At 57.8% G+C, this 21,637-nt stretch carries 21 protein-coding genes; 9 read left to right on the top strand and 12 right to left on the bottom strand.

Annotation, left to right across the window (positions count from 1 at the left end; translation table 11 throughout):
- Nucleotides 1-147: 147 nt before the first annotated feature.
- Complete coding sequence (locus HV157_RS11750) at nucleotides 148-2,532, top strand: family 20 glycosylhydrolase (RefSeq protein WP_182268154.1); 2,385 nt, start codon at nucleotides 148-150, stop codon at nucleotides 2,530-2,532.
- 65 nt (nucleotides 2,533-2,597) lie between these two features.
- Here the strand turns inward: HV157_RS11750 and ridA are convergent, their stop codons facing one another.
- The 9 genes from ridA to arcA form a co-directional block, all read right to left on the bottom strand.
- On the bottom strand, nucleotides 2,598-2,984 hold the full coding sequence (ridA, locus tag HV157_RS11745; RefSeq protein WP_014168399.1) for a 2-iminobutanoate/2-iminopropanoate deaminase: 387 nt from the start codon (nucleotides 2,982-2,984) through the stop codon (nucleotides 2,598-2,600).
- 74 nt (nucleotides 2,985-3,058) lie between these two features.
- Complete coding sequence (gene pyrI / locus HV157_RS11740) at nucleotides 3,059-3,520, bottom strand: aspartate carbamoyltransferase regulatory subunit (RefSeq protein ID WP_025205744.1); 462 nt, start codon at nucleotides 3,518-3,520, stop codon at nucleotides 3,059-3,061.
- Between the two features lie 12 nt (nucleotides 3,521-3,532).
- A complete protein-coding gene (pyrB, locus tag HV157_RS11735; RefSeq protein ID WP_014168402.1) occupies nucleotides 3,533-4,465 on the bottom strand; it encodes an aspartate carbamoyltransferase in 933 nt (310 codons plus the stop codon).
- A 34-nt stretch (nucleotides 4,466-4,499) separates the two neighbouring features.
- The gene (locus HV157_RS11730) at nucleotides 4,500-4,604 is read right to left on the bottom strand and encodes a pyrBI operon leader peptide (RefSeq protein WP_168769597.1); all 105 of its coding nucleotides are present in this window, start codon (nucleotides 4,602-4,604) and stop codon (nucleotides 4,500-4,502) included.
- Between the two features lie 100 nt (nucleotides 4,605-4,704).
- Nucleotides 4,705-5,184, bottom strand: a complete 480-nt coding sequence (locus HV157_RS11725) for an ArgR family transcriptional regulator (protein WP_025205741.1) — start codon at nucleotides 5,182-5,184, stop codon at nucleotides 4,705-4,707.
- Between the two features lie 80 nt (nucleotides 5,185-5,264).
- The gene (locus HV157_RS11720) at nucleotides 5,265-6,668 is read right to left on the bottom strand and encodes a YfcC family protein (RefSeq protein ID WP_020885390.1); all 1,404 of its coding nucleotides are present in this window, start codon (nucleotides 6,666-6,668) and stop codon (nucleotides 5,265-5,267) included.
- A gap of 46 nt (nucleotides 6,669-6,714) precedes the next feature.
- Nucleotides 6,715-7,719, bottom strand: a complete 1,005-nt coding sequence (gene argF, locus HV157_RS11715) for an ornithine carbamoyltransferase (RefSeq protein WP_182268155.1) — start codon at nucleotides 7,717-7,719, stop codon at nucleotides 6,715-6,717.
- Nucleotides 7,720-7,809: 90 nt separating this feature from the next.
- Nucleotides 7,810-8,721 carry a carbamate kinase gene (gene arcC, locus HV157_RS11710; RefSeq protein WP_182268156.1) on the bottom strand — a complete coding sequence of 304 codons (912 nt, stop codon included), beginning with the start codon at nucleotides 8,719-8,721 and terminating at the stop codon, nucleotides 7,810-7,812.
- A gap of 10 nt (nucleotides 8,722-8,731) precedes the next feature.
- On the bottom strand, nucleotides 8,732-9,952 hold the full coding sequence (gene arcA, locus HV157_RS11705; RefSeq protein ID WP_020885388.1) for an arginine deiminase: 1,221 nt from the start codon (nucleotides 9,950-9,952) through the stop codon (nucleotides 8,732-8,734).
- Between the two features lie 675 nt (nucleotides 9,953-10,627).
- Here arcA and HV157_RS11700 point away from each other — a divergent pair.
- The 5 genes from HV157_RS11700 (at nucleotide 10,628) to HV157_RS11680 (ending at nucleotide 17,538) form a co-directional block, all read left to right on the top strand.
- A complete protein-coding gene (locus HV157_RS11700; RefSeq protein ID WP_182268157.1) occupies nucleotides 10,628-11,080 on the top strand; it encodes a YhcH/YjgK/YiaL family protein in 453 nt (150 codons plus the stop codon).
- A gap of 218 nt (nucleotides 11,081-11,298) precedes the next feature.
- Nucleotides 11,299-12,207 (top strand): 2-keto-3-deoxygluconate aldolase, encoded by a 909-nt coding sequence (gene yagE / locus HV157_RS11695; RefSeq protein ID WP_182268158.1) that lies wholly within the window; start codon nucleotides 11,299-11,301, stop codon nucleotides 12,205-12,207.
- Between the two features lie 14 nt (nucleotides 12,208-12,221).
- Nucleotides 12,222-14,189, top strand: a complete 1,968-nt coding sequence (yagF, locus tag HV157_RS11690) for a xylonate dehydratase YagF (protein WP_025205737.1) — start codon at nucleotides 12,222-12,224, stop codon at nucleotides 14,187-14,189.
- A 335-nt stretch (nucleotides 14,190-14,524) separates the two neighbouring features.
- A complete protein-coding gene (locus HV157_RS11685) occupies nucleotides 14,525-15,907 on the top strand; it encodes an MFS transporter (RefSeq protein ID WP_072126504.1) in 1,383 nt (460 codons plus the stop codon).
- Nucleotides 15,908-15,918: 11 nt separating this feature from the next.
- Entirely contained in the window at nucleotides 15,919-17,538 is a 1,620-nt protein-coding gene (locus HV157_RS11680) for a glycoside hydrolase family 43 protein (protein ID WP_182268159.1), read from the top strand.
- Nucleotides 17,539-17,542: 4 nt separating this feature from the next.
- On the opposite strand, the gene xynR is transcribed toward HV157_RS11680, so the two are convergent.
- The 3 genes from xynR to HV157_RS26085 all read right to left on the bottom strand — a co-directional run bounded on the left by xynR (nucleotide 17,543) and on the right by HV157_RS26085 (nucleotide 19,504).
- Nucleotides 17,543-18,301, bottom strand: coding sequence for a DNA-binding transcriptional repressor XynR (gene xynR / locus HV157_RS11675; RefSeq protein WP_025205733.1), 759 nt, complete (start codon nucleotides 18,299-18,301; stop codon nucleotides 17,543-17,545).
- 133 nt (nucleotides 18,302-18,434) lie between these two features.
- On the bottom strand, nucleotides 18,435-19,439 hold the full coding sequence (gene argF / locus HV157_RS11670) for an ornithine carbamoyltransferase (protein ID WP_032679528.1): 1,005 nt from the start codon (nucleotides 19,437-19,439) through the stop codon (nucleotides 18,435-18,437).
- Nucleotides 19,409-19,504, bottom strand: coding sequence for a hypothetical protein (locus HV157_RS26085; RefSeq protein ID WP_215723726.1), 96 nt, complete (start codon nucleotides 19,502-19,504; stop codon nucleotides 19,409-19,411). Before HV157_RS26085 ends, argF (HV157_RS11670) begins: the two co-directional genes overlap by 31 nt.
- Before the next feature lie 99 nt (nucleotides 19,505-19,603).
- On the opposite strand from HV157_RS26085, the gene rraB reads away from it, so the two are divergent.
- Genes rraB through HV157_RS11655 form a run of 3 tightly spaced genes read left to right on the top strand, consistent with a single transcriptional unit; the run spans nucleotide 19,604 to nucleotide 21,593 of the window.
- On the top strand, nucleotides 19,604-20,029 hold the full coding sequence (rraB, locus tag HV157_RS11665) for a ribonuclease E inhibitor RraB (RefSeq protein ID WP_014168417.1): 426 nt from the start codon (nucleotides 19,604-19,606) through the stop codon (nucleotides 20,027-20,029).
- Nucleotides 20,030-20,075: 46 nt separating this feature from the next.
- Nucleotides 20,076-20,834, top strand: a complete 759-nt coding sequence (miaE, locus tag HV157_RS11660) for a tRNA isopentenyl-2-thiomethyl-A-37 hydroxylase MiaE (RefSeq protein WP_079231460.1) — start codon at nucleotides 20,076-20,078, stop codon at nucleotides 20,832-20,834.
- A gap of 30 nt (nucleotides 20,835-20,864) precedes the next feature.
- The gene (locus HV157_RS11655) at nucleotides 20,865-21,593 is read left to right on the top strand and encodes a topoisomerase II (protein WP_182268160.1); all 729 of its coding nucleotides are present in this window, start codon (nucleotides 20,865-20,867) and stop codon (nucleotides 21,591-21,593) included.
- The last annotated feature ends 44 nt before the right edge of the window (nucleotides 21,594-21,637 follow it).

Raw genomic sequence — 21,637 nt, 5'->3', positions numbered from 1 at the left:
CCCCCCTCTCCCGGCACGGGAGAGGGGTACGTTTCCTCCCAAATTCAACAACCTGTGATCTCCGTCAGCGCATTCGCTTGACGACAAAATGAGCGCATGTTAACTGAATGTTTTGCCTTTATTTGGCCCGTCAGATAAGGAACATTCATGTTACGGTACAGTCTCTTAACCGCCGGGCTGATGCTCGGCGCGTCAGCGTTTGCCGCTCCGGCAGGCGACCTTCCCCTGATGCCCTGGCCTGCGAAGGTTGAACGTCCCGCAACGCAGGGCGCACTGGTACTCAACAACACCCTTTCCGTCAGCGTTACCGGAGACGACCTCGGCGACGCGGTCAACCGTCTGCGCCAGCGCATCGCCCTGCAAACCGGCTGGACGCTACAACCGCAGGCCGTTAAACCGGACAAGCCCACCATCCGCATTGCTATTACCAAAAAAGTGAAGCCGCAGCCGCTGCCGGACAGCGATGAGGGCTATACGCTTACGGTCGATGCCAGTGGCGTGGATATCACCGCCAACACCCGTTTTGGCGCGCTGCGCGCCATGGAAACCCTGCTCCAGCTGATACAAAACGGGGCGGAAAACACCTCTCTGCCGTGGGTCACTATTGAGGATTCCCCCCGTTTCCCGTGGCGTGGGCTGCTGCTTGACTCGGCACGACACTTTATCCCGCTGCCGGATATCAAACGGCAGATTGACGGTATGGCGGCGGCAAAACTCAACGTGCTGCACTGGCACTTGACCGACGATCAGGGCTGGCGCTTCAGCTCGACACGCTATCCAAAGCTCACGCAGCTCGCCAGCGACGGGCTGTTTTACACGCCGGAACAGATGCGCGACGTTGTGCGCTATGCCACCGAACGCGGCATCCGCGTGGTGCCGGAGATCGACATGCCGGGCCACGCCTCGGCGATTGCCGTGGCCTACCCGGAACTGATGAGCGCCCCGGGACCGTATGTGATGGAACGCCACTGGGGCGTGCTGAAACCGGTCCTGGATCCGACAAAAGCGGCGACCTATCAGTTTGCGGAGGCGATGGTCAGTGAACTGGCGGCGATCTTCCCCGATCCGTATCTGCATATTGGCGGCGATGAGGTGGATGACACCCAGTGGAAAGCGAACGCCGCCATTCAGCAGTTTATGCGCGACAACACACTGGCAGACAGCCATGCCCTGCAGGCCTATTTCAATCGCAAGCTGGAAAATATCCTCGAAAAACACCACCGGCAGATGGTGGGCTGGGATGAGATTGCTCATCCTGATCTGCCAAAAAGCATCTTGATCCAGTCCTGGCAGGGCCAGGACGCGCTGGGGCAGGTGGCGCAGAAGGGCTATAAAGGCATTCTCTCGACCGGCTTTTACCTCGATCAGCCCCAGTCCACCGCCTATCACTACCGCAATGAAATTGTGCCGCAGGGGTTAAACGGCGAGGATGTGATTGGCGACACCGACAGCGCTCAAAGCTGGTCATTCACCATGCCGCGTCTGAAAGGCAAGCCGGTGGAGGGGAGCTTCACCCTGGTGAAAGGGGATTCCGGCTGGCGTGGATTTATTGATTTCGCCGGGAAATCCCGTCGTGCGGTACAGGATATTGCGTGGCGCGACGACAATCAGGTGACGTTTACCGTCGATACCTGGATGGGCGAAACGCGCCCGGTGGTGTCGGTGGACAACGATAAGCTGAGCGGCTATTTCCTGGTGGGCAATGCCCGCTATCCCATTAGCGGCAAGCGCCTGGACGATATCCCCAAAGGCATCCCGCCGGTGGTACCGGACGCCGCTAATCAGGTGAACCTGCTCGGCGGGGAAGCCGCGCTGTGGGCGGAAAACGTGGTCGCACCGGTGCTGGATATCCGCCTGTGGCCGCGCACCTTTGCGGTGGCGGAGCGGTTATGGTCCGCGCAGGACGTTAACGATGTCGACAATATGTACACCCGCCTGCAGGCGATGGACAGCTGGTCGACGGTCTCGGTCGGGCTGCAGCAGCATACTCAGCAGCAGGTGCAGTTCACGCGTCTGGCGAATAACGCCGATACCCTTCCGCTGCAAATCCTCGCGCAGGCAATCGAGCCGGCGCAGTATTACACCCGTCAGCACCTTAAGTTCCAGGCCGGAAATTACCATCAGTTCGAACCGCTCAACCGGTTTGCTGATGCGCTCAACGCCGAAAGTGCCACGGTGCGCCAGATGAATAAATGGGCTGACCGCCTGGTCAGCGACGCGGAAGACACGGAAAGCGCCGACGCGCTGCGCCACGTCTTCAACCGCTGGCAAAGCAACACCAGCGATGCGCTGGCATTAAGTGAAAACAGCTACGCACTGAAGGCGATTAAACCGGTCATTCAGGAGGTGGATAAGCTGGCCTCGATTGGCCTGCGGCTGACGGATCTGGTGGCGCGTCAGGGGACGCTGGATGACAACGAAATTGCCTCTATTCAGGGCGAGCTGGATAACGCGGCGAAAATACAGGATGAAGTGGTGATTGCGGCGGTGTATCCGCTGGAAACGCTGCTACGGGCGACGCGGAATCAGTAGCAAAACGCCCGGTAGCGCGTTGCCTGCCGGGCGCAAAGGCAGCCTCGGCTGCCCCTGACTGAAACTTAGCGACGTACGGCGATCGCTTCGATTTCAATTTTCACGTCTTTAGGCAGACGCGCAACTTCCACACAGGAGCGTGCAGGGAAAGTGGCGTTGTGCTCAGTGAAGAACGCTTCGTACGTGGCGTTAACGGTCGCGAAATCGTTCAGATCTTTCACGAACACGGTGGTTTTCACGATGTCGCCCACTTTCAGACCCGCAGACTCCACGATAGCCTGTACGTTTTCCAGCGACTGACGCGCCTGCGCCGCCACGTCTTCTGGCACTTCACCCGTTTTTGGGTTCACCGGGATCTGGCCAGAGGTAATAATCATGCTACCCAGATCAACGCCCTGAACGTATGGGCCGATAGCCGCTGGTGCATTTTCCGTCGCGAGTACTTTGGTCATGATTTCTCCAGAATAACAGCTGATTAAATGTTCCCGGCCATTATAGGGAGGCCGGGATCCTTTACCAACCTCAATTAGTTGGCCAGCACCACATAATGAGAAAACTCTTTTTCGCAGTATTTGCATTTGAGTGCGATGTCATCGGCACGTTTTTTCACTGCAAAACTGGACGAAACCGGCTCAGCATGACTGATGCAGTTGCTGTTCGGGCAGACCAGCACATTTTCAATGCGATCCGGCAGATTAGGACGGGATTTACCGACCACTTCGTACTCGTCAATGCGGTTCACGGTGGCATCCGGCGCGTACAGAGAGAGCTGGTTAACCTGCTCGTCGGTCAGGAAGGTGTTTTCAATCTTGATCAGGTCTTTGCGGCCCATTTCACCCGACGGCAGGTTCAGGCCGATGGTGATGCGCTGGTCGGTTTCGGTCAGCTTGAACAGCGTCAGCAGCTTAAAGCCGATCTGGGCAGGGATGTGGTCAATCACGGTGCCACGTTTGATGGCTTCAACCTGGAGTTTGTTATCGTGTGTCATTGTCGTTTCCCCTTACAGAGCCAATTCGCGATTCAGAACCAGTGCCAGTAACGCCTGGCGGGCGAAGATGCCGTTTCCGGCCTGCTGGAAGTACCAGGCGTGCGGCGTTTTATCCACGTCGGTGGTGATCTCATCGATACGCGGCAGCGGGTGCAGCACCTTCATATTCTCGCGTGCGCCGTCGAGGTCGCTGGCGCGCAGCACAAACTGTGCCTTCACGTTGGCGTATTCAGACGGATCCAGACGCTCTTTTTGTACGCGGGTCATATACAGAATATCGACGTTGCCCATCACCTCTTCGATGCTGGCATGCAGACTCCACGGGATCCCTTTTTCGTCCAGCATGTCGAGGATGTACTGCGGCATTGCCAGCGCGTCCGGCGCGATGAAGAAGAAGTGGTTGCCGTTAAATTTCGCCAGCGCCTGGGTCAGCGAGTGAACGGTGCGGCCATATTTCAGGTCGCCCACCATGGCGATGTTCAGGTTTTCCAGACGGCCCTGCGTTTCCTGAATGGTGAACAGATCAAGCAGGGTCTGTGTCGGATGCTGGTTGGCCCCGTCTCCGGCGTTCAGCACCGGAATACCGCCGGAAAATTCGGTCGCCAGACGCGCCGCGCCTTCCTGCGGGTGGCGCATCACAATCGCGTCAACGTAGGTACTGATAACTGAAATGGTATCCGCCAGCGTTTCGCCTTTTTTACCCAGCGAGGTGTTGCTGCTGTCTGAAAACCCCACCACGCTCGCGCCGAGGCGGTGCATGGAGGTTTCGAAGGAGAGGCGGGTGCGGGTCGACGCTTCGAAGAAGCAGCTCGCAATCACCTTGTGCTTCAGCAGTTCCGGTTGCGGATTTGCCTTCAGTTTTGCCGCGGTTTCCAGAACCAGTTCCAGCTCTTCGCGGCTGAGGTCGTTTATGGAAATGATGTGTTTTTGATAAAGCGGATTCATGTTTATCTCCTGACGCCGGGCAAAAAAAAGCCCCTCAAATGAGGGGCTCTGGGAATAGATTGTGCAACGGGAAGAAAAACGGCAGTCCAGCGTCTGATTTCAGACGCGGTAAGACGTTATGTCGTACACGCTTGACCATGCTTCCTCCCGGCAAATTGTCGGGCATTATACGCAGCTCGATTTTCGGATCAAGGGGTTTAATGCACACTTTACTCAATGCAAACGGTTCTTTATGAATATTAATTCGTTCTGAGTAAATAATTAATTTGTTTATGCACCAGCGCAGTACGCTTCACCACCCGGGGAGCGACCCAGACGATACTGCTTCCGGCAACCACACCTAAAATTTCCGGTAACTGGTGATAATCCAGAATTCGCGCCACCGCACGGCCATATCCGGCCACGGTATGAACAAGGATAAATTCGCTATTATGCTCCACGCTCACCACCATTTCGGAAACGGTACGCGCGGCATCGGGGGCAGGGCGCAACTGAGGATTCAACGAATAAATCTTTAGCCCTTTGGCATTTCGAATTTTTATGACACCGAGCAATTTCAGCAGACGCGAAACGGTCGACTGGCTGATGCTGTCAAACCCTCTCTCCTGCAAATCGCGGCGGATTTCTTCCTGGGAGAGATAACTCTTTTCGGCGATCAGCTGCTGGCATACCGTTAGCTGCAGTTGTTCTCTGGGAGAGCAGTCTTCGTAATCCATCATATTTCCCATATCAGTTCCCGACATAACCGGTGGCACCGCACCGGTCCGTAGGCCGGACAGGCGCAGTGCCAGCCGGCAAATTACAACAAGGCACCCAGGCTTAACGCCACCATAATCACCACCGTCAGGATCGCCAGCAGCGGCGCAACCCATTTCAGGTAACGCACGTAAGGCACACGGGCAATCGCCAGACCGCCCATCACAACCGCTGAGGTCGGCGTGACCAGGTTAACGATGCCGGAGGCCGACTGGTAAGCCGTAACCACCAGGTCGCGGTTGACGTTAGCGAAATCAGCAAGGGGTGCCATGATCGGCATCGTCAGAACGGCCAGGCCGGACGAAGAAGGCACAAGAAACGACAGCACGACCTCAAGCCAGTACATCACGTTGATAAACGCCACCGTGGACAACCCGCTGACCAGCCCTTCCGCGCTGTGCAAAATGGTGTGGGTAATCATGCCCTTATCCATAATGACTACGATACCGCGCGCAATGCCGATAATCAGCGCGACGCCCAGCAAATCTCGCGCGCCGTTGATAAACGTCGAGGTCAGCTCCTCTTCGCTCATGCGGGCAATCAGCCCGACGATAATGGCGCTGGCCAAAAATACCGCCGAGATCTCCGCCATCCACCAGCCCAGCACCGCTACGCCGTAGATCATCACCGCGAAGGCGAGGGCGAAGATCAGCAGAATGATTTTGCGCACCGGGGTAAATTCCAGCGACTGCTCGCCTTTATTGCCGAGGAAGTGGGCGAGGTTCTCTTCCTGCTTGTCTGCGACGATGGAGCATGACGGATCCAGACGCACTTTACGGGCATAGCGCATCACCCATGCCACGCAAATGATCCAGCCGATCACCAGCAGCGCCACGCGCAGGGCGATACCGTTGGTGAACGGGATCCCGGCGGCGTTAGCGGCGATCACCGTGGCAAACGGGTTGATGGTGGAGCCGAGCGTGCCGATCCCCGCCCCGAGCAGCACGGTGGATGCGGCGACAACCGGATCGAAACGGGCGGCCAGCATCACCGGGACCAGCAGGGTATAAAAGGGCAGGGACTCTTCGGCCATGCCGTAAATGGTGCCGCCAGCCGCGAACAGCGCCATCAGGATCGGGATCATCCACTCTTCACGTCCGCGAAGGCGGGTGGTTACGCGCTCGATCCCGGCGTCGATCGCCCCGGTTTTGGTGACGATCCCGAGAAATCCCCCGATGATCAGGATAAACAGCGCGACGTCGATCGCCCCGGCCTGGCCGGAAACGGGATCGTACAGCCCGGCAATGGGGGCCATCAGTACGGAAACCAGCCCCTGCGGATGCGCCGCCACGTGCGCGTACGTTCCGGCAATCGGCACTTCTTTACCGAGGGTTTCATTCATTGCCATCTGATACTGACCGGCAGGTACGACCCAGCTCAGTGCCGCCACAACGGCAATCAGAAAAAAGAGAATGGTGTAAGCGGAGGGAAACTTGAACTTGCCCATGATGTTCTCCTGTACCCGGCGCACCCCGTGGCGCGCCGGGCGGTGATTAGTCGCCGAGTGTCGCCACCATGACCGCTTTAATGGTGTGCATGCGGTTCTCTGCTTCGTCAAAGACGATTGAGTTCGGTGATTCGAAGACCTCTTCCGTCACCTCCAGCCCTTTCAGACCGTAGGCCATCTCGATTTCACGGCCGACTTTGGTGTGTTCGTTGTGGAACGCCGGCAGGCAGTGCATGAACTTGACGTTCGGGTTGCCAGTGGCTTTCATCACCTGGGCGTTAATCTGGTAAGGCTTCATCAGGCTGACGCGCTCGGCCCAGGCCTCTTTCGGCTCGCCCATCGAGACCCACACGTCGGTGTAGAGGAAATCGGCACCGTGTACGCCTTCCTCCACGTCGTCGGTGAGCGTGATGCGTGCGCCGGTCTCTTTGGCGATGGCGCGGCACTGCTCAACCAGCCCGGCTTCCGGCCAGAACGATTTCGGTGCGACGAGGCGGATATCCATCCCCATTTTGGCGGCACCGACCATCAGGGAGTTGCCCATGTTGTTCCGCGCGTCGCCAAGGTAGGCAAAGCTCAGGTCCGGCAGGGTTTTGCCCGGAGCATGCTCCAGCATGGTCATCAGGTCGGCGAGGATCTGAGTGGGGTGAAACTCGTCGGTCAGGCCGTTCCACACCGGCACGCCCGCGTACTGGCCCAGCTCTTCCACAATGGCCTGGCCGTAGCCGCGATACTCGATGCCGTCGTACATCCGCCCCAGCACGCGGGCGGTGTCTTTCATCGACTCCTTGTGGCCAATCTGCGAGCCGCTTGGGCCGAGGTAGGTCACCTGTGCGCCCTGGTCGAAGGCACCGACTTCAAAGGCGCAGCGGGTGCGCGTGGACGTTTTTTCAAAAATCAGGGCGATGTTTTTCCCGGCCAGGGTTTGTTTTTCACGTCCGGCTTTTTTGGCGGCTTTGAGTTCGATGGCCAGGTCGATCAGGTACTGGATTTCTGCCGGGGTGTAGTCCAGCAGTTTGAGGAAATTACGGTTTTTCAGATTGATGGTCATTGGGTCGTCCCTTTTAAAATGGTGTTGTCTGGTGCCCTCACCCCGACCCTCGCCCACAGTGAGAGAGGGAAGGTGAGGGGAAAATACGGTTCAGTGGCGAATCAACGTGCCTTTCTCGCCCGCCAGAATGTCTGCCCCGTCGGCCAGCGCGCCGATCCCGGCGATGCCGTTGCAGGCCTCGACAAACTCGCGGCAGGCGGCCACTTTTGGCCCCATCGAACCGGCGTCAAACTGCATGCCCCTGAGCAGTTCCGGCGTGACCTGTGCCAGCGGACGCTGGGTTGGTTTGCCCCAGTCGAGGTACACCGCGTCGGCATCGGTCAGGATCAGCAGGGCATCGGCTTCAATCTGGCGCGCCAGCAGGGCGGCAGAGAGGTCTTTGTCGATCACCGCTTCAATGCCGTGATACCCATTGGCGTTTTCCACCACCGGCACGCCGCCGCCGCCGTTGCAGATCACCAGGTGATCGCGCTGTATCAGTGCCGTGATGGCGTCGCTCTCAACGATGCGTTTCGGCTGTGGAGAGGGAACCACCCGGCGGAAATAGCTGCCGTCGGCCTTGAACACCCAGCCTTTCTCCGCCTGCAGCGTTTTTGCCTGGGCTTCGCTGTAGACCGGGCCGATGTATTTGGTCGGGTTAGTAAATGCCGGATCGGCGGCGTCCACTTCCACCTGGGTGAGCAGGACGCTCACCTCACGCTGGGGCAGATTGTTTTTCAGCGCCTGCTGGAGCATGTAGCCGATCATTCCCTGACTTTCGGCACCGAGGATGTCCAGCGGGTAGGGGGTGACTTTGTCGTACGCGCTATTTTGCAGCGCCAGCAGCCCAACCTGTGGTCCGTTGCCGTGAACCAGTACCACGCGCCACTGTTCCGTCAGCCCGGCGATGGTGCGGGCCGCTAGCTCGATGTTCTTGCGCTGGATCTCCGCTTCCAGCGGCTCGCCGCGTTTCAGCAATGCGTTACCGCCAAGCGCCACAACCAGAGTGGGTTTTCGTTCCATGATGGCTCCTTTAAATTCCGTCGCGTTCCAGTGGGCAGCTCATGCAGCGCGCGCCGCCGCGGCCGCGTCCCAGTTCGTCACCCGGGATAGGCAGCACGGTGATACCCGCTTTGTCATATTTCTCGTTGGTCCAGACGTTACGCTCGTAGCCAATCACCACGCCCGGGCGGATGGTCAGCACGTTATTCGCGTCATTCCACTGTTCGCGTTCGGCTTCAAAGGCGTCGCCGCCGGTGGTGATCAGGCGTACCTGATTAATGCCGAGCGCTTTTTCAATGGCGTGCAGCAGATCCGTTTCCTGGGTGCGCAGCAGGCCACCGCGGCCGTCCGGGGTGAGCGTCCAGCACTGAGCGTCTTTGCGCACCACTTCCGGGTAGACGGAGAAGGTGTCCACGTCGATGTGGGTCATGACGGTATCGAGGTGCATGCAGGAGCGGTGTTTTGGCAGTTCCACAGCGATGACGCGCTCGGCCTGGCGGTGTTTGAACAGGCTATTGGCGAGGAACTCAACGCCCTGCGGCGTGGTGCGTTCAGACATGCCGATTAACACTGCGCCGCGGCCAATGACTAATACGTCGCCGCCCTCTAACGTGGCGTGGTCGTAATTAATGTTTTCATCGCCGAAATACTTAATAAAATCGCCATCGGCAAATGCAGGGTGCCAGCGATATATGGCCCGGAGATTATTGGTTTCACGCTGGCGGGCCGCTTTGGCCATCGGGTTAATTGACACGCCGTTATAAATCCAGCACGAGGTATCGCGGGTAAATAAATGGTTAGGCAGTGGCTTCATAATAAAATCATTTGCCGTGTGGGTATCCACCACCATATTTTTAAAGGCAGCCGGAATTTCACCGTAGGTTAATCCGCCGCTTAATCTGCGTGCCAGTTCGCGGTGTGGCATATCTGCCAGCCAGCCGCGCACGTCGCCGGCAAAGGTTGGCCCGAGGCGATAGTCAGAGATTTGCGTCTCCAGCAGCCAGGTTTTGGCCTCTGCAATATCAAGGGTTTGCGTGAGAAGGTCGGTCAACAGCAGGACTTCCACACCCTGTTCGCGCAGGGTGTTAGCGAAGATGTCATGCTCTTCACCCGCCCGCTCAACCGAGAGCACATCATCGAATAGCAGCTCCTGGCAGTTCGATGGCGTTAAACGTTTCAGACTTAAATTTGGGCGGTGCAGCATAACGCTACGCAATTGACCAATTTCAGAACCGACGTAATGCTTTTCCATAATTATTCCTTTAACTGTTTTTCAGAATAAAAAGGGCATGCGCCATGTGATGTCTTTATTTACATGGCGGCTAAGCTCAATTGATTTCGAGATTTATAGTAGGCGCTTAAATAATGAATATTGTGACGTCGCTCACGTGAAAATGGCTATTAAGGAGTTTGTTTTCATTTGCATGATTCGTATCAGATAATGATTAATTTGATTATATTTGCGGGTGAATAGCTAAGCAGGATCCGTTGGCATTATTTGGAGTTGTTATTATTTTGTAGAATTTAATGTTTTGACATATTTAGTTATGGTATTGATTTTAATGATAATTAAACGGCGCGCAGAATGACTATGCACTATTATCCATTAACTATTTTTGACTTAAGAAAAATCAATAAATAATTATGGGATTTAATAGCAAATTACCAAAATGATAAAGTGTGAAGTCACAGTGAGTTTTGCTATGAAGCGTATACGATCAGTAAGTTAGCATCACGGCCTGAAAGCGGAGGGCTGAGGTTATGCATAAAGACTGCATAAATGCCTGTGAGCGATTAACAGTGGAGTAACACATTTCCCGATAAACATGCGCTCGCGCAAAACTCATCGAAAAAGCGGTGGTAGGACAGTCTGAATTCTCGTATAAAAGATTAAAATGAAACGATGTTTTATATTGAGGGTTTATTTATGATCGCTGGCAACATCCATCATCTGCAGTCCTGGCTACCTGAAGAACTGCGTCAGGCTATCGAGTACGTCAAGGCGCACGTTACCGATGCTACCCCCTGCGGCAAACACGACATCGACGGCAACAGCCTGTTTTATCTGGTGTCTGAAGATATGACCCAGCCATTTGCCGAGCGCCGCGCTGAGTATCACGCCCGCTATCTGGATATTCAGATAATCATGAAAGGCCAGGAGGGGATGACCTTCAGCACCCTGCCGCACGGTACGCCGGACACCGACTGGCTGGCGGATAAAGACATCGCGTTTTTGCCCGAGGGCGGGCAGGAGAAAACGGTGGTGTTAAGTGAAGGTGATTTTGTGGTGTTCTATCCGGGTGAAGTGCACAAGCCGCTGTGCACGGTGGGCGCGCCTGCGAAGGTGCGTAAAGTGGTGGTGAAAATGCTGGTGGGGTAAGCCCTGTTAGCGTAAGCGAAGGGTGAAACGTTCCCTCTTCCGGTGGGAGAGGGTGAAAGCATCAGGCCGCAGCCCGTCATTATGTGATCCAGCTTATATTTTCCGCACTCCCTCATCGCCTCCCATTTACCTGCGCTTTTTCTGCGTCATAGTATGATCGTTAAATTAATGAACGCTGTTCTATAATGTAGAACAAAATAATTCAGCAAGGAGATCTCATGCCGCAGACCGCGTTGTTCACGGGAGTCATTCCCCCTGTCTCCACCCTCTTTACCGCCGATGGACAGCTTGATAAACACGGCACCGCCGCGTTGATCGACGACCTGATCGCCGCAGGCGTCGATGGCCTGTTCTTTTTGGGCAGTGGCGGCGAGTTCTCCCAGCTAAGCGCCGAAGAGCGTAAAACCATTGCCCGGTTTGCTATCGATCATGTCGATCGCCGGGTGCCGGTGCTGATTGGCACCGGTGGCACCAACGCCCGGGAAACCCTTGAACTGAGCCAGCATGCGCAGCAGGCCGGCGCCGACGGGATCGTGGTGATCAACCCGTACTACTGGAAAGTGTCCGAAGCGAATCTGATCCGCTATTTCGAACAGGTGGCAGACAGCGTCACGCTGCCGGTAATGCTGTATAACTTCCCGGCGCTGACCGGGCAGGATCTGACTCCGGCGCTGGTCAAAACCCTGGCCGACTCGCGGAGCAATATTGTCGGCATCAAAGACACGATCGATTCCGTCGCCCATCTGCGCAGCATGATCCACACCGTCAAATCTGCCCATCCACACTTCACGGTGCTGTGCGGCTATGACGATCATCTGTTTAATACGCTGCTGCTGGGGGGCGATGGCGCGATCTCGGCCAGCGGTAACTTTGCTCCGCAGGTGTCGGTGAATCTGCTGAAGGCCTGGCGTGACCAGGAGGTGGCGAAGGCGGCCGAATACCACCAGGTCCTGCTGCAAATACCGCAGATGTATCAGCTTGATACGCCGTTTGTGAACGTCATTAAAGAGGCGATTGTGCTGTGCGGCCGCCCGATCTCCACATACGTGCTGCCGCCCGCGTCGCCACTGGATGAACCGCGTAAGGCGCAGCTGAAAACCCTGTTGCAACAGCTCAAGCTCTGCTGAGCCGGAAGACGACGATGACCATTGAGAAAATTTTCACCCCACAGGACGATGCGTTTTATGCCGTCATCACCCATGCGGCCGGGCCGCAGGGGGCGCTGCCGCTGACGCCGCAAATGCTGATGGAATCCCCCAGCGGTAATCTGTTTGGTATGACGCAAAACGCCGGTATGGGCTGGGACGCCAACAAGCTGACCGGCAAAGAGGTGCTGATTATCGGTACGCAGGGCGGCATTCGCGCCGGGGACGGGCGACCTGTTGCACTGGGCTACCACACCGGGCACTGGGAGATTGGCATGCAGATGCAGGCGGCGGCGAAGGAGATCACCCGTAATGGTGGGATCCCGTTTGCGGCCTTCGTCAGCGATCCGTGCGACGGACGCTCTCAGGGCACCCACGGCATGTTCGACTCCCTGCCGTACCGTAATGACGCGGCGATCGTGTTTCGTCGTCTGATCCGCTCCCTGCCGACGCGGCGCGCGGTGATCGGCGTGGCAACCTGCGATAAAGGGCTGCCCGCGACCATGATTGCGCTGGCCTCCATGCATGATCTGCCGACCATTCTGGTGCCGGGTGGGGCGACGCTGCCGCCGACCGTGGGGGAAGATGCCGGAAAAGTGCAGACCATTGGTGCGCGTTTCGCTAACCATGAGCTGTCGCTGCAGGAGGCTGCCGAGCTGGGGTGCCGCGCCTGCGCATCACCCGGCGGCGGCTGTCAGTTTCTCGGCACCGCGGGAACGTCACAGGTGGTGGCCGAAGCGCTGGGTCTGGCGCTGCCGCACTCCGCGCTCGCCCCGTCCGGGCAGGCCGTGTGGCTGGAGATTGCCCGTCAGTCTGCGCGGGCGGTGAGCGAGCTGGATAACCGGGGGATCACGACCCGCGATATCCTGACCGACAAAGCCATTGAAAACGCCATGGTGCTTCACGCGGCGTTTGGCGGCTCCACCAACCTGCTGCTGCACATCCCGGCGATTGCCCATGCGGCGGGCTGCACCATTCCGGATGTGGCGCACTGGACGCGCATCAACCGTAAGGTTCCGCGTCTGGTGAGCGTGCTGCCAAACGGCCCGGACTACCACCCGACGGTGCGTGCTTTCCTGGCGGGCGGCGTGCCGGAGGTGATGCTTCATCTGCGCAAGCTGGGCCTGCTGCACGAAGATGCCATGACCGTTACCGGCCAGACGGTCGGGGAGAACCTCGACTGGTGGGAAAACTCAGCGCGTCGGGCGCGTTTTCGTCAGTGCCTGCGCGAGCAGGACGGCGTCGATCCGGATGACGTGATCCTGCCGCCTGAACGCGCCCACGCGAAAGGCCTGACCTCGACGGTCTGCTTCCCGACCGGCAATATCGCGCCCGAAGGGTCGGTGATCAAAGCCACGGCCATCGACCCGTCTGTTGTGGATGACGATGGCGTTTACCGCCATACCGGACGGGTGCGGGTGTTTGTCTCTGAAGCGCAGGCTATTAAGGCCATCAAGCAGGAGGCGATCCAGCAGGGCGATATTATGGTGGTGATTGGCGGAGGCCCGTCCGGCACCGGCATGGAAGAGACCTACCAGCTGACCTCCGCACTGAAACATATCTCGTGGGGCAAGACGGTCTCGCTGATCACCGATGCGCGCTTCTCGGGGGTATCCACCGGGGCGTGCTTCGGCCATGTGTCGCCGGAAGCGCTGGCAGGTGGCCCCATCGGCAAGCTGCGCGACAACGATATCATTGAGATCAGCGTCGACCGCCTGTCCTTAACGGGCAGCGTTAACTTTATCGGCACGGCGGAACAGCCGCTGACGCCGGAAGAGGGGGCGCGCGTGCTGGCGTCGCGTCCGGTGCATCCTGACCTGCACGCCCATGCATTTTTACCGGACGATACCCGCCTGTGGGCGGCTCTGCAGTCGGTGAGCGGCGGCACCTGGAAAGGGTGTATTTATGACACCGATAAAATCATCGAGGTAATTAACGCCGGTAAAAAAGCGCTCGGTCTTTAATTATATTTCTGGCTCTTGTCGTCTACGGAAAATATTCCGTGGACGGCTTTTGCATGTCTGTTTTTTATTATTGCGTAAATAATCTAATTACATGAAAAGCAAGGTCTTTAAATGATATCAGGATGTCGAGTGGCGTCACAAAAGCAAAATATCATAATTCAGAAATAAGATATGACCATTGTCGGTTAATTGAACACTTAATTACACTCTATTAACACGATGTTGTGAATTCAGCACACGAAATAAGGGTGTATTCCTGATGATGCACCGGGCATTTATTTGCCTGAATCAGGACCCTGGCGTTTGCACTGTTCCACGTACTGCCGTTGGGGGTAATGATGCAATTAACCATGAAAGATAAAATTGGCTACGGGCTGGGTGACACCGCCTGCGGCTTTGTCTGGCAGGCCACCATGTTCCTGCTGGCCTATTTCTATACCGACGTGTTTGGCCTGTCGGCGGGCATTATGGGGACGCTGTTTTTAGTTTCCCGCGTGTTGGATGCCGTCACCGATCCGCTGATGGGGCTGCTGGTTGACCGCACCCGCACGCGTCACGGCCAGTTCCGCCCGTTCCTGCTGTGGGGCGCGATCCCGTTTGGGATTGTCTGCGTGCTGACCTTCTACACGCCGGACTTCTCCGCGCAGGGTAAAATCATCTACGCCTGCATAACCTACATTCTGCTGACCCTGGTTTACACCTTCGTTAACGTCCCTTACTGCGCCATGCCGGGCGTCATCACCGCTGACCCGAAAGAGCGCCACGCGCTGCAGTCCTGGCGCTTTTTCCTCGCGGCGGCGGGATCGCTGGCCATCAGTGGCATTGCCCTGCCGCTGGTGAGCATCATTGGTAAAGGTGATGAGCAGGTCGGCTATTTCGGCGCCATGTGCGTGCTGGGGTTGAGCGGCGTGGTGCTGCTCTACGTCTGCTTCTTCACCACCAAAGAGCGCTACACCTTTGAGGTGCAGCCGGGGTCGTCGGTGTCGAAAGACCTCAAGCTTCTGTTCGGCAATACCCAGTGGCGCATTATGTGTGCGTTCAAGATGATGGCGACCTGCTCCAACGTGGTCCGCGGCGGGGCGACGCTCTACTTCGTGAAATACGTCATGGATCACCCGGAGATGGCGACGCAGTTTCTGCTTTACGGCAGCCTCGCCACCATGTTTGGTTCGCTCTGCTCATCCCGCCTGCTGGGGCGCTTTGACCGGGTGACCGCCTTCAAGTGGATAATCGTGGCCTACTCCCTGATCAGCCTGCTGATTTTCTTCATCCCGGCCGAACATATCGCCCTGATTTTCGCCCTTAACATTCTGTTCCTGTTCGTCTTTAACACCACCACGCCTCTGCAGTGGCTGATGGCCTCTGACGTGGTGGATTACGAGGAGAGCCGCAGTGGACGCCGCCTCGACGGGCTGGTGTTCTCCACCTACCTGTTCAGCCTGAAGATCGGTCTGGCGATTGGCGGCGCGGTGGTGGGCTGGATCCTGGCGTATGTGAACTACTCCGCCAGCAGCAGCGTGCAGCCGGTCGAAGTGCTGACCACCATTAAAATTCTGTTCTGCGTGGTGCCGGTGGTGCTCTACGTGGGCATGTTCATCATGCTGTCGTTCTACAAACTCACCGACGCCCGCGTGGCGGCCATCAGCCAGCAGCTGATTAAGCACCGTGCAACGCAGGGTGACGCCGTGCCCGACGCTGCGACAGCCGCATCCCATTAACAGGAGGCAACATGACAACGATAACAAACCCGATCCTCACCGGCTTCAACCCTGACCCGTCCCTGTGCCGTCAGGGGGAGGATTACTACATCGCCACCTCGACGTTTGAATGGTTTCCGGGCGTGCGCATCTACCACTCCCGCGACATGAAGAACTGGTCGCTGGTCAGCACGCCGCTGGACAGGGTGTCGATGCTGGACATGAAGGGCAACCCGGACTCCGGCGGCATCTGGGCGCCGTGCCTGAGCTACGCCGATGGCCAATTCTGGCTGCTGTACACCGACGTGAAAATTGTCGATTCGCCGTGGAAAAATGGCCGTAACTTCCTCGTCACTGCGCCCTCCATCGAGGGGCCGTGGAGCGAACCGATCCCGATGGGCAACGGAGGGTTTGACCCGTCGCTGTTCCACGACGACGATGGCCGCAAATACTACCTCTACCGCCCGTGGGGGCCGCGCCATCACAGTAACCCGCATAACACCATCGTGATGCAGGAGTTTGACCCGCAGACCGGCACCCTTTCGCCCGAGCGCAAAACCCTGTTTACCGGCACGCCGCTCTGCTACACCGAAGGGGCGCACCTTTATCGTAAAGAGGGCTGGTACTACCTGATGGTCGCCGAAGGCGGCACCAGCTATGAACACGCGGTGGTGGTGCTGCGCTCAAAAACGCTCGACGGGCCGTACGAACTGCATCCGGACGTGACGATGATGACCAGCTGGCATCTGCCGGAGAACCCGCTGCAGAAGAGCGGCCACGGCTCGCTGCTGCAGACCCACACCGGGGAGTGGTATATGGCCTACCTCACCAGCCGACCGCTGCGCCTGCCGGGTATACCGCTGCTGGCCTCGGGCGGGCGCGGCTACTGCCCGCTGGGACGCGAGACCGGCATTGCGCGCATCGAATGGCGCGACGGCTGGCCGTACGTTGAGGGCGGCAAACACGCGCAGCTGACCGTCCCCGCCCCGCAGATAGCGGAGCAGCCCGCCGCCTCCCGGGACAGCTGGCGGGAGGATTTCGACGGCAGCACGCTTGACCCGGAGCTGCAGACCCTGCGCATTCCGTTCGACGACACCCTCGGCTCGCTCAGCGTGCGCCCGGGGTATTTGCGGCTTTACGGCAACGACTCGCTTAACTCGACCTTTACCCAGTCGACCGTGGCACGCCGCTGGCAGCACTTCGCCTTCCGGGCAGAGACGCGCATGCAGTTCTCGCCGGTTCACTTCCAGCAGAGCGCCGGGCTGACCTGCTACTACAACTGTAAAAACTGGAGCTACTGCTTTGTGGACTACGAAGAGGGGCAGGGCAGAACGATCAAAGTGATCCAGCTTGACCACAACGTGCCGTCGTGGCCGCTGCATGAACAGCCAATCCCGGTACCGGACAGCGCAGAGAGCATCTGGTTACGGGTTGACGTCGACACCCTGGTTTACCGCTACAGCTACTCGTTTGACGGTGACACGTGGCACACCGTGCCGGTGACGTATGAAGCGTGGAAACTGTCGGATGACTACATCGGCGGCCGCGGCTTCTTTACCGGCGCGTTTGTCGGCCTGCACTGCGAAGACATCAGCGGTGACGGCTGCCACGCTGACTTTGATTACTTCACCTACGAACCGGCCGCGAAATAGCGGCTCAGGCCGGGTAACCCAGCGCGCGTGAGAGCTGGAGCCCGGCCTGCTGAAGCTGCTCGCGGAAGCTGGCCAGTTCGGCGTCATCCACCCGCGACGTCAGCGTCGACAGACTCAGGGCGGCAATCACGCGGGATTCATGGTTCCACACCGGTACCGCCACGCAGCGCACGCCCTGCTCGTTCTCTTCGCGGTCGAAGGCGTAACCCTGCTCGCGGGTCTTGGCGAGGGCCTCCAGCAACGCGTCGCGGGAGGCAAGGGTGGAAGGGGTATAGGTGGTGTACTGATAGCCCTCAAGCAGGGCGTTCAGCTCGGCCTCGCCAAGCCAGGCAATCAACACCTTGCCGATGGCGGTGGCGTGAACCGGCAGCCGACGACCAATGCGTGAATAGGCGATAGCCGCCAGCTTGCCTTCAATCTTCTCGATATAAACGCCTTCACGACCGTCCAGGATCCCCAGATGGGTGGTCTGCCCGGTACGCTGCGACAGCTCCGTCAGCCAGCCTTTCGCCTTCTGACGAATATCGATTGAGCCCACCACAAAATGGCCGCGCTCAACCAGCTTCATGCCGAGGCGATATTTACCGTTTTCCGGGTTCTGATCGATATAGCCGTGAAGCTGCAGGGTTTTCAGCAGCGAGTGGAGGGTACTTTTGCTCAGCCCCATCAGTTTGCTGATGTCGGTGATCTTAAGCTCGGTGGCCTGCTCGTTAAACAGGTCGAGGATCTGCAACGCACGTTCAACAGACTGAATAATCGGCATAATGCTGGTATGTCCACGCAGGAATTAAGGCGAAAACGTACCTTTTTCAGGCGGAAAAATCAATGAAGTGGCGCCGGTTTACGCCCTCTCCCGGTGGAAGAGGGCCGGGGTGAGGGCACCAGACCGCAGAGGATCACTCCCCAAGCGTCGCCACCATCACCGCCTTAATGGTATGCATCCGGTTTTCTGCCTGGTCAAACACAATGCTCGCCGCCGATTCAAACACCTCGTCCGTCACTTCCATCCCGCCGTGCAGATCGAACTCTTTCGCCATCTGCTTACCCAGCGTGGTCTGGTCGTCATGGAATGCCGGCAGACAGTGCAGGAACTTCACGTCCGGGTTACCGGTCAGCGCCATCATCTGCGCGTTCACCTGATACCCGCGCAGCAGGGCAATCCGCTCGGCCCACTTCTCTTTGGCCTCGCCCATCGACACCCACACATCGGTATAGATGAAGTCCGCCCCTTTCACGCCGGCCGCGACCTCTTCCGTCAGGGTGATCTTCCCGCCATTCTTCTCCGCCAGCGCGCTGCACTCCGCCACCAGGCGCTCTTCCGGCCAGCAGGCTTTCGGTGCCACCAGACGCAGATCCAGCCCGGTTAACGCTGCCGCTTCCAGCATCGAGTTACCCATGTTGTTACGCGCATCGCCCGCATAAACCAGCGTCATCTCGTTAAACGCTTTGCCCGGCAGGTGCTCCTGCATGGTCAGCAGGTCCGCCAGCAGCTGCGTCGGGTGGAACTCGTTGGTCAGCCCGTTCCACACCGGCACGCCCGCATACTGCGCCAGCGTTTCGACCACGTCCTGACCGTGACCGCGATACTGAATGCCATCGTACATCCGCCCGAGTACCCGCGCGGTGTCCTTAATTGATTCTTTATGCCCAATCTGGCTGCCGCTCGGCCCTAAATACGTGACGCGCGCGCCCTGGTCAAATGCGGCAACTTCGAAAGAGCATCGTGTACGGGTTGAGTCTTTTTCGAAGATGAGCGCGATGTTTTTGCCAGTAAGCTTTTGTACTTCCTTACCCTTTTTTTTATCGGCTTTAAGCTGAGCGGCAAGGGTCAGCAGGGAATTGAGCTGTGCAGGGGTAAAATCGAGCAATTTCAGAAAGTGTTTCTTGTACAGATCAGACATTTTATCCTCACATGGCAAACGCCACTTATTGAATTAAAATTCACTTTATATGTGTAATTATTCATTTGCAACCCCGTTTCACAAATCTTTCCAACAAAGGTGGAGGCAAACCCGTCCGTGTGTGAAAATAGAAGTATCTGCCGCACTTTAAAGAGGAATGAGCCATGGCAAACCCGGAACACCTGGAAGAGCAACGCGAAGAGACGCGCCTGATTATCGAAGAACTGCTGGAAGACGGTAGCGATCCGGACGCGCTGTACACCATCGAGCACCATTTCTCTGCTGACGATTTTGACGCGCTGGAAAAACTGGCGGTAGAAGCTTTCAAACTGGGTTACGAAGTGACCGAGCCGGAAGAGCTGGAAGTGGAAGAGGGCGACACCGTCATCTGCTGCGATATTCTGAGCGAAGGCGCGCTGAAAGCAGAACTGATCGACGCTCAGGTCGAACAGCTGATGAACCTGGCCGAGAAGTTTGAAGTGGAATACGACGGCTGGGGAACCTACTTCGAAGATCCGAACGGTGAAGACGGCGAAGAAGGCGACGACGAAGATTTCATCGACGAAGACGACGACGGCGTGCGTCACTAAGCGTTTCAGGCGGTGGCGCGTGCCACCGCTTTTTCAAGGCAGAACCATGGATTACCCGCAGATACTCGCCCCCGTTCTTACCTTCCTCCAGTGCCCGACCCCACAAGCATGGATTGATCACGCCCGCGACCCGGCGAACCTGCCGCTGCTGCTCACCGACCACATGGTGTGCGAGCTCAAGGCCGCCCAGACCGCGCTGCTGCTGGTGCGCAAATACGTCGCCGATGAAAGCGGTGCCGACGCGCTGCTCGACTGGCTCAAACCCTACGAAGCGTTCACCTTCCGCGAAGGCCCGGAACCGGATTTTGTGGCCCTGCACAAGCAGATTGGCAAAAGCGTCATGCCCAAAACCGACGACCCGTGGGGCCAGGCGCTTATCGACAGCATGGTGCTGCTGATCAAAGAAGAGCTGCACCACTTCTGGCAGGTGCGCGAGGCGATGCTGGCGCGCGACATTCCGTACGTCAAAATCACCGCCAGCCGCTACGCCAAAGGGATGCTGAAAGCGGTGCGCACGCACGAACCGCTGACGCTTATCGACAAGCTCATCTGCGGTGCCTACATCGAAGCCCGCTCCTGCGAGCGTTTCGCCGCGCTGGCCCCGTTCCTCGACGACGACCTGCAGAAGTTCTATCTGTCGCTGCTGCGCTCGGAAGCGCGCCACTATCAGGACTACCTGACGCTTGCCCAACAGGTGAGCGACGACGATATCTCACCGCGCATACAGCTTTTTGGCGAAATTGAAGCCACACTTATCTCGACACCGGACAATGAGTTTCGCTTTCACAGCGGCGTGCCGGTGTAAACCGGCATAGCGAAAAGAAAAGGATGCGAGATGAATAAAACGTGGATCCGTATAGTCGTGGTGACTCTCCTGGCTGCCGTCGTGGCGTTCTGGGTCTACTTCGACAAACAACGCCAGCACACCCCCGAACAGCAGCTTGATACCACCCTCAACGCAATGCCCGCCTGGCAGGTGATCAAAGAGCAGGAGCCTGTGCTTCATCAGCGCATTCTTGACCAGATGGCGGCCCTGCAAAAAGCCGGCGAGCCGGAACAGAAGATTATCGACATCATCCAGCCGCAGATCCTGCATCTGCAGATGTCGCGCCTGCAAAACGCGCCGGACGCTAACGTGGTGAACTATATGACGATCAACATGGAGCAGACCGCCGCCATCCAGAAGGTGAGCGACGACGCCTGTTTCCGCTTCCTCTACCCGGCGGTAAAAGGGGGCGTCAACCCGATGCGCATGCTGGATAAAGACCTGATGACGCGGCGCATGCAGGCCGACGCCGACATGATGCGCGCGGCCTACGGCAAAAACCGCCACACCGTGACCGCGGAAGAACGCGAAGCCGCGGTGACGGATGTCCGCCCGATTATGAAAACACTGGCCGACAAGTACGGCGAGGACATCCAGCTGCTGCAGATGCCGGAGAAGGCGGTGGGCAAAGAGAAGCTCTCCTGCGACATGGTGCAGGAGATGTGGGCGAAGGTGCTGGCGCTGCCAGAGCAGAAGGCGGCAGGCGTGATTCGGCTGGCGGTTTCCGAGGTAGAATGACAGGGCGCTGGTTTTTTGGACACTTAGCGTAGGTTTAGCGCGTC

Origin of the sequence: Enterobacter sp. RHBSTW-00318, assembly GCF_014101375.1 — a bacterium.
Classification (GTDB): Bacteria; Pseudomonadota; Gammaproteobacteria; order Enterobacterales; family Enterobacteriaceae; genus Enterobacter; species Enterobacter ludwigii.
The sequence above is the reverse complement of the archived record's forward strand: the minus strand, read 5'-3'. Positions and strand labels throughout refer to the sequence as shown.

What these genes read in the sequence shown, in the direction of transcription:
- HV157_RS11750 (WP_182268154.1), top strand. Translation starts at nt 148, where the DNA reads ATGTTACGGTACAGTCTCTTAACCGCCGGGCTGATGCTCGGCGCGTCA.
- ridA (WP_014168399.1), bottom strand. Translation starts at nt 2,984, where the DNA reads ATGACCAAAGTACTCGCGACGGAAAATGCACCAGCGGCTATCGGCCCA.
- pyrI (WP_025205744.1), bottom strand. Translation starts at nt 3,520, where the DNA reads ATGACACACGATAACAAACTCCAGGTTGAAGCCATCAAACGTGGCACC.
- pyrB (WP_014168402.1), bottom strand. Translation starts at nt 4,465, where the DNA reads ATGAATCCGCTTTATCAAAAACACATCATTTCCATAAACGACCTCAGC.
- HV157_RS11730 (WP_168769597.1), bottom strand. Translation starts at nt 4,604, where the DNA reads ATGGTCAAGCGTGTACGACATAACGTCTTACCGCGTCTGAAATCAGAC.
- HV157_RS11725 (WP_025205741.1), bottom strand. Translation starts at nt 5,184, where the DNA reads ATGATGGATTACGAAGACTGCTCTCCCAGAGAACAACTGCAGCTAACG.
- HV157_RS11720 (WP_020885390.1), bottom strand. Translation starts at nt 6,668, where the DNA reads ATGGGCAAGTTCAAGTTTCCCTCCGCTTACACCATTCTCTTTTTTCTG.
- argF (WP_182268155.1), bottom strand. Translation starts at nt 7,719, where the DNA reads ATGACCATCAATCTGAAAAACCGTAATTTCCTCAAACTGCTGGACTAC.
- arcC (WP_182268156.1), bottom strand. Translation starts at nt 8,721, where the DNA reads ATGGAACGAAAACCCACTCTGGTTGTGGCGCTTGGCGGTAACGCATTG.
- arcA (WP_020885388.1), bottom strand. Translation starts at nt 9,952, where the DNA reads ATGGAAAAGCATTACGTCGGTTCTGAAATTGGTCAATTGCGTAGCGTT.
- HV157_RS11700 (WP_182268157.1), top strand. Translation starts at nt 10,628, where the DNA reads ATGATCGCTGGCAACATCCATCATCTGCAGTCCTGGCTACCTGAAGAA.
- yagE (WP_182268158.1), top strand. Translation starts at nt 11,299, where the DNA reads ATGCCGCAGACCGCGTTGTTCACGGGAGTCATTCCCCCTGTCTCCACC.
- yagF (WP_025205737.1), top strand. Translation starts at nt 12,222, where the DNA reads ATGACCATTGAGAAAATTTTCACCCCACAGGACGATGCGTTTTATGCC.
- HV157_RS11685 (WP_072126504.1), top strand. Translation starts at nt 14,525, where the DNA reads ATGATGCAATTAACCATGAAAGATAAAATTGGCTACGGGCTGGGTGAC.
- HV157_RS11680 (WP_182268159.1), top strand. Translation starts at nt 15,919, where the DNA reads ATGACAACGATAACAAACCCGATCCTCACCGGCTTCAACCCTGACCCG.
- xynR (WP_025205733.1), bottom strand. Translation starts at nt 18,301, where the DNA reads ATGCCGATTATTCAGTCTGTTGAACGTGCGTTGCAGATCCTCGACCTG.
- argF (WP_032679528.1), bottom strand. Translation starts at nt 19,439, where the DNA reads ATGTCTGATCTGTACAAGAAACACTTTCTGAAATTGCTCGATTTTACC.
- HV157_RS26085 (WP_215723726.1), bottom strand. Translation starts at nt 19,504, where the DNA reads ATGAATAATTACACATATAAAGTGAATTTTAATTCAATAAGTGGCGTT.
- rraB (WP_014168417.1), top strand. Translation starts at nt 19,604, where the DNA reads ATGGCAAACCCGGAACACCTGGAAGAGCAACGCGAAGAGACGCGCCTG.
- miaE (WP_079231460.1), top strand. Translation starts at nt 20,076, where the DNA reads ATGGATTACCCGCAGATACTCGCCCCCGTTCTTACCTTCCTCCAGTGC.
- HV157_RS11655 (WP_182268160.1), top strand. Translation starts at nt 20,865, where the DNA reads ATGAATAAAACGTGGATCCGTATAGTCGTGGTGACTCTCCTGGCTGCC.